Source organism: Microbacterium resistens NBRC 103078, assembly GCF_001552355.1.
GTDB lineage: Bacteria > Actinomycetota > Actinomycetes > Actinomycetales > Microbacteriaceae > Microbacterium > Microbacterium resistens.
This window is the reverse complement of record NZ_BCRA01000082.1, coordinates 1-6,425: the sequence shown is the minus strand read 5'-3', so window position 1 is coordinate 6,425 and position 6,425 is coordinate 1. Positions and strand designations below refer to the sequence as shown.

General features: G+C 74.0%; 7 protein-coding genes. 6 read left to right on the top strand and 1 reads right to left on the bottom strand.

What is annotated here, in order from left to right; all coding sequences use genetic code 11:
* Positions 1–8 precede the first annotated feature (8 nt).
* A complete protein-coding gene (locus MR1_RS13680; protein ID WP_067247890.1) occupies positions 9–809 on the bottom strand; it encodes a MerR family transcriptional regulator in 801 nt (266 codons plus the stop codon).
* Between the two features lie 61 nt (positions 810–870).
* Between MR1_RS13680 and MR1_RS13675 the strand changes: the two genes are divergently transcribed.
* The 6 genes from MR1_RS13675 to kdpC all read left to right on the top strand — a co-directional run bounded on the left by MR1_RS13675 (position 871) and on the right by kdpC (position 6,358).
* Positions 871–1,467: a GNAT family N-acetyltransferase gene (locus MR1_RS13675; RefSeq protein WP_067247888.1), complete on the top strand. Its 597-nt coding sequence runs from the start codon at positions 871–873 to the stop codon at positions 1,465–1,467.
* A 140-nt stretch (positions 1,468–1,607) separates the two neighbouring features.
* A complete protein-coding gene (locus tag MR1_RS19830) occupies positions 1,608–1,748 on the top strand; it encodes a hypothetical protein (RefSeq protein WP_157518199.1) in 141 nt (46 codons plus the stop codon).
* Positions 1,745–1,834 (top strand): potassium-transporting ATPase subunit F, encoded by a 90-nt coding sequence (locus tag MR1_RS13670; RefSeq protein WP_067247885.1) that lies wholly within the window; start codon positions 1,745–1,747, stop codon positions 1,832–1,834. The genes MR1_RS19830 and MR1_RS13670 overlap by 4 nt, the downstream gene beginning before the upstream one ends.
* On the top strand, positions 1,834–3,516 hold the full coding sequence (kdpA, locus tag MR1_RS13665) for a potassium-transporting ATPase subunit KdpA (protein ID WP_067247882.1): 1,683 nt from the start codon (positions 1,834–1,836) through the stop codon (positions 3,514–3,516). The genes MR1_RS13670 and kdpA overlap by 1 nt, the downstream gene beginning before the upstream one ends.
* A 1-nt stretch (position 3,517) precedes the next feature.
* Positions 3,518–5,704: a potassium-transporting ATPase subunit KdpB gene (kdpB, locus tag MR1_RS13660; protein WP_067247878.1), complete on the top strand. Its 2,187-nt coding sequence runs from the start codon at positions 3,518–3,520 to the stop codon at positions 5,702–5,704.
* Between the two features lie 21 nt (positions 5,705–5,725).
* Complete coding sequence (gene kdpC / locus MR1_RS13655) at positions 5,726–6,358, top strand: potassium-transporting ATPase subunit KdpC (RefSeq protein WP_067247875.1); 633 nt, start codon at positions 5,726–5,728, stop codon at positions 6,356–6,358.
* The last annotated feature ends 67 nt before the right edge of the window (positions 6,359–6,425 follow it).

Sequence of the window (6,425 nt, the reverse complement as noted above, 5' to 3'; positions counted from 1 at the left end):
CCCGGCGGTCACTCCCACCGCGCGCGGGCCGGATCGATGCCGCGGGCGCGGGCGGACGCCTCGACCGCGGCGCGCAGCCACTCCCCGAGACCGGGAGCGTAACCGTCGTAGTGCGCCGCGTGCTCCCCGGAGAAGGTCTGCGCCATGATCACGTGCATCGACGGCGTGCAGTGGAAGTAGGCGCTCATCGCCTGCCGGTGCCGCTCCACGAGCGCGGCCGCGCGGCCGTCCTCGGGCCGGACTCCCGCACCGAACGCCTCCGCGCAGGCCGTCAGCACCTCCTCCAGCTCGCCCACGACGGCCCGCCAGTCGTCGGCGTCCCGCTCGGCCGCCCGCTCGGCGTACTCGGCCCACTGCGCGGAATCCCCCCAGCGCTCGCGCGCCCCGGCCGTCCACGCCGGGTCCCAGTCCTCGCCGAACACGTCCGTCGCCTCGTCGGCGGCGAGCAGCGGACCGGTGGCGTCGGCGGCGATGAGCCGGTCGACCGCCGCGGCGACCTCCTGCAGCCGAGCGATCCGCTCGTCCAGCTCCGCGCGGCGCCGCGTGAGCTCCGCACGGCGCTCGTCGGCCCCGGCGGACAGCAGGGTCCGGATGCCCGCGAGGGGCACGCCGAGCTCGCGGAGAAGCACGATGCGCCGCAGGAGCGCGACATCGGCCGGGTCGTACGCGCGGTATCCGCCGGACGTGCGCCGCGACGGCGAGGCGAGTCCGATGGCGTCCCAGTGATGCAGGGTCCGCACCGTCACGCCGAGCGACGCCGCGACGGCGCCGACCGTGGCGAGCTCGTCGGGATCGGCGGCGGAGGGCATGCATCGAGACTGCCACGTCGGGACGCCCGCGTCTGTCCCCGCCGGTCGATAGCCTGGCGCCGTGACCTCATCGACCGCCGCCGAGCCCTGGCCCCTGCGCACCGAGCGCCTCGAGATCCGTCGCTGCGTCCCCGCCGACCTCGACGCCGTCTGGGCGTACCGCCGGCTCCCGGAGGTGAACCGGTGGCTGGGTCGCGCGCCGGCCACCCGCGCGGTGTTCCACGAGACGTACTCGGACCCCGAGCGCCTGGCGACGACGTTCGTCATCGTGCGCCGCGAGCCCGGGAAGGACCCCGTCATCGTCGGCGACCTGATGGTGCGCGTCGAGGACGGCTGGGCGCAGGCCGAGGTCGTCGACGCGGCGCGGGGCACGCAGGCGGAGCTCGGCTGGGTGCTGGATCCCGCCCACGCCGGGCGCGGCTACGCCACCGAGGCCGTCCGCGCGGTGATCGACGCCTGCTTCGGGCCCTTGGGGCTGCGCCGCGTGCACGCGGGGTGCTTCGCCGCGAACGAGCCGTCGTGGCGGCTCATGGAACGGATCGGGATGCGCCGCGAGGAGCACAGCCGGCGCACGGCGCTGCACCGGTCCGGCGAGTGGATGGACGGCATGGACTACGCCGTGCTCGCCGAGGACTGGCCCACCGCGCCCCCGCGCTGACCGCCCGTGCCGCGCCGGTCCGTGCCCCGCGGGTGACGGGACCGGGTCCGCCGTCAGGGATCCGCATGGGTCCGCCCGGCCGCCGTAGGGATTCCGTGAGGATCGCCGTTCGCGGCCCGCCGGGGCAGTGAGATCGATCCGTGTTCGATCTCCTCTATCTGGCGCTGACGCTCGCGCTGTTCCTGCTCGTCGCGATGGCGGCGAGGGGCGCGGAGCGCATCGGCGCCCCCGCCCGCCGCCCCGCCCGTCGCGAAGCCGTGGACGGAGGCGAGCGCGGATGATCGTCCTGCAGATCCTCGCCGCCGTCCTGGCCGTCGCCGCCATCGGCTACCTCCTCGTCGCGCTCATCGCCCCGGAGCGGTTCTGATGGACGCGGCCGCCATCGGCTTCGGCATCCTGCAGGCGGGCGTGCTCCTCGTCGCCCTCGTCCTGCTCTACCGCCCGCTGGGCGACGCCATCGCCCGCATCTACACGGGGGCGAAGGACCTCCGCGTCGAACGCGGCATCTACCGGCTCATCGGCGTCGATCCGACGGCGGAGCAGACCTGGCGCTCCTACGCGCGGAGCCTGCTCGCGTTCTCGGTCGTCGGGCTGATCCTGCTCTACCTGCTCCAGCGCGCGCAGGCCGTGCTCCCCCTCTCGCTGGGCCTTCCGCCCGTGCCCGAGCCCATCGCGTTCAACACCGCCGCCTCGTTCGTCGCGAACACCAACTGGCAGTCGTACTCGCCGGAGCAGACCGTGGGGCACCTCGTGCAGCTCGCCGGCCTCACGGTGCAGAACTTCGTCTCCGCCGCCGTGGGGATCGCGGTGGCGGTCGCGCTGGTGCGCGGCTTCGCGCGGCGCGGCAGCGGCACGATCGGGAACTTCTGGGTCGACCTGATCCGGGGCCTGGTCCGGCTCCTGGTGCCGGTCGCGGTCCTCGGCGCCCTCGTGCTGCTCGCGGGCGGCGTCGCGCAGAACCTCGCCGGGTTCACCGAGGTGCAGACCCTCTCCGGAGGCACGCAGGCCCTGCCGGGCGGCCCGGTCGCCTCCCAGGAGGTCATCAAGCTCCTGGGCACGAACGGCGGCGGCTTCTACAACGCGAACTCCGCGCACCCGTTCGAGAACCCCACGCCCTGGACGAACCTCGTCGAGATCCTGCTGATCCTCGCCATCCCGTTCTCGCTTCCCCGCGCCTTCGGCCGGATGATCGGCGACGATCGCCAGGGATACGCGATCGCCGGGGTGATGGCCGGGATCTTCCTCATCTCGACCGCCGCCCTGACCGCGCTGGAGGCGGCGGGGAACGGCGCGGCCCCGGCGCTGGCCGGCGGCGCCATGGAGGGCAAGGAGCAGCGGTTCGGGATCTTCGGGTCCACGCTGTTCGGCAGTGCGTCCACGCTCACCTCGACCGGTGCCGTGAACTCGATGCACGACTCCTACACGGCACTCGGCGGCATGATGCCGATGCTCAACATGATGCTGGGCGAGGTCGCCCCCGGCGGCGTCGGATCCGGGCTGTACGGGATGCTCGTGCTCGCCGTGCTCGCCGTGTTCGTCGGCGGGCTGCTCGTCGGGCGGACCCCGGAGTACCTCGGCAAGCGCATCGGCCCGCGGGAGATCACGCTCGCGAGCCTCTACATCCTCGTCGTGCCGACCCTCGTGCTCGGCGGGACCGCCCTGAGCTTCGCCCTCCCCGGCATCCGCGAGGAGGTGGTGTCCATCAGCATCCTCAACCCGGGTCCGCACGGTCTCAGCGAGGTGCTCTACGCGTTCACCTCGGCCGCCAACAACAACGGCTCGGCCTTCGCGGGACTCACCGCCAGCACGCCGTGGCTCGCGACGGCGCTCGGTGTGGCGATGATCCTCGGCCGGTTCCTGCCGATCGTGCTCGTGCTCGCGCTGGCCGGCTCGCTCGCCGCGCAGGACCGGGTCCCGGAGACCGCGGGCACCCTGCCGACCCATCGCCCGCAGTTCGCCGGGCTCCTCGCCGCGGTGACCGTCATCGTCACCGCTCTCACCTACTTCCCCGTGCTCGCGCTCGGGCCCCTCGCAGAAGGACTCGTCTGACATGACCCTCACCGACACCGACCGCGCCCCGGTCCCCGACCCCACGTCCGTCGCAGACCCGTCCGCGCCGGACCATTCCTCCCGCACGCCGCGCGCGTTCGGGCCGCGGCAGCTCGCCGCCGCTCTCCCGGGCGCGCTGCGCCGCCTCAACCCCGCGCGGCTCCTGCGCACCCCCGTGATCCTGCTCGTCTGGGCGGGCGCGGCCCTCACCACCGTGCTCGCGATCGCCGAGCCGTTCCTCGGCGCGGACGCGTCCGGCGGAGCCGCGGTGCCCGCCGGCTTCACGGCCGCGATCGCCGGATGGCTGTGGGTCACGGTGCTGTTCGCGAACCTCGCGGAGTCCGTGGCGGAGGGCCGCGGCAAGGCGCAGGCCGCGACCCTGCGGAAGACCCGGACGAGCACGACCGCGCGCCGCGTCGTCGGCTACGACGAGGCCGCGGATCCGGACGCCGCGCACGCCGCGACCGAGGAGGTGTCGTCGGCGGACCTGCGGCTCGGCGACGTGGTCGTCGTGACCGCGGGGGAGCCGATCCCGGGCGACGGCGACATCGTCTCCGGGATCGCCACGGTGGACGAGTCGGCGATCACGGGCGAGAGCGCCCCGGTCGTGCGCGAGTCCGGCGGCGACCGCAGCGCCGTGACCGGCGGGACGCGCGTGCTATCGGACCGGATCGTCGTGCGCATCACGTCCCAGCCGGGGGAGACCTTCGTCGACCGCATGATCGCGCTCGTCGAGGGCGCCGACCGCCAGCGCACCCCCAACGAGATCGCGCTGAACATCCTGCTCGCGAGCCTGTCCATCGTGTTCCTGGTGGTCGTGCTCGCGCTCGGCCCCATCGCGGCGTACTCGGCCTCCCCCGTGGGGATCCCGGTCCTCGTGGCCCTCCTCGTCTGCCTCATCCCCACCACCATCGGCGCGCTGCTGTCGGCCATCGGCATCGCCGGCATGGACCGGCTCGTGCAGCGCAACGTCCTGGCCATGTCCGGGCGCGCGGTGGAGGCGGCCGGCGACGTCACGACCCTCCTGCTGGACAAGACCGGCACCATCACCTACGGAAACCGGCGGGCGACGGATGTGCGCCCCGTCGGCGACGTGTCCGCCGAGGAGCTGCTGCGGGCGGCCGCGTTGTCCTCCCTCGCGGACCCGACGCCCGAGGGAGCCTCGATCGTGGAGCTCGCCGCCGCGCGCGGGGTCGCCGTCCAGGCCCCCGAGGACGCGGTCGCCGTGCCGTTCACGGCGCAGACGCGGATGAGCGGCGTGGACCTGCCGGACGGCACGCGCATCCGCAAGGGCGCCGCCTCGGCGATCCGCGCCTGGCTGGCGGAGGAGGGCGGGGCGGAGGCCGCCGCCGCCGAGGCGGCCCGGTTCGCGGACGAGATCGCCGCCTCCGGCGGGACCCCGCTGGTCGTCGCCGTCGCTTCTCCGGTCGTCGAGCGAGCGGCGGCCGGGGGCGTCCTCGGTGTGGTGCACCTCAAGGACGTCGTCAAGGAGGGACTGGCCGAACGCTTCGGCGAGCTGCGCCGGATGGGCATCCGCACCGTGATGATCACCGGGGACAACCCGCTGACGGCGAAGGCGATCGCCGCTGAGGCGGGCGTCGACGACTATCTCGCCGAGGCCACGCCCGAGGACAAGCTCGCGCTGATCCGCCGGGAGCAGGAGGGCGGGCGCCTCGTCGCGATGACGGGGGACGGCACGAACGACGCGCCGGCGCTCGCCCAGGCCGACGTCGGCGTCGCCATGAACACCGGGACCTCCGCCGCCAAGGAGGCCGGGAACATGGTGGACCTCGACTCGGACCCCACCAAGCTCATCGACATCGTGCGGATCGGCAAGCAGCTGCTCATCACCCGGGGCGCGCTCACGACCTTCTCGCTCGCCAACGACATCGCGAAGTACTTCGCGATCATCCCCGCGATGTTCATGGGGGCTTTCCCCGGGCTCGGCGCGCTGAACATCATGGGCCTGCACTCCCCCGCGTCGGCCGTCACCAGCGCGATCGTGTTCAACGCGATCGTGATCGTCTTCCTCATCCCGCTCGCCCTGCGCGGGGTGCGCTACCGGCCGGCCGGCGCCGCGCAGATCCTGCAGCGCAACCTCCTCGTGTACGGCATCGGCGGCGTCATCGTCCCCTTCGTGGGCATCAAGCTCATCGACCTCGTCGTGAGCCTCTTCCCCGGCTTCTGACCCCTCTCCGAAAGGCCTCCCATGAACGTCCGCACCTCCGTCCGCACGGGGGCCGTGGCCCTGAGGGCCATGCTCGTGCTCACCCTCCTGCTCGGCGTCGGGTACACGCTCGCCCTCACCGGCATCGGTCAGCTCGTCCTCCCCTGGCAGGCGAACGGCTCGCAGGTCGACGCCGCCGGGGAGCGGACCGGTGGCTGGCCGGGCGGGGAGGAGCCCGTCGGCAGCGCGCTGATCGGGCAGCTCCCCGCCGAGGACGACCTCTCGTCCTTCTTCCCCCGCCCCTCCGCCGCCGGCGACGGCTACGACCCGTCGTCGTCGAGCGGATCCAACCTGGGCCCGACGAATCCGGAGCTCGTCGAGGCGATCGCCGCGCGGCGCGCCGAGATCGCCGTCCGCGAGGGGGTCTCGGAGGACGCCGTCCCCGCCGACGCGGTCACGACCTCCGGCTCCGGCCTGGATCCGGACATCAGCCTCCCGTGCGCGCTGCTGCAGGTCCCCCGCGTAGCCGAGGCGCGCGGGATCGCCGCCGACGACGTGCGCGCGCTCGTCGAGTCGCGGGTGCAGAATCGAGACCTGGGATTCCTCGGCGAACCACGGGTCAACGTCCTGGAGCTCAACACCGCGCTCGACGCGCAGGACCGGGAGGGCCGATGACCGACGCAGGCGGATCGCCGCCGCGCGGGCGCCCCGGCGGGCGGCCGCGCGGTCGCCTGCGCGTCCT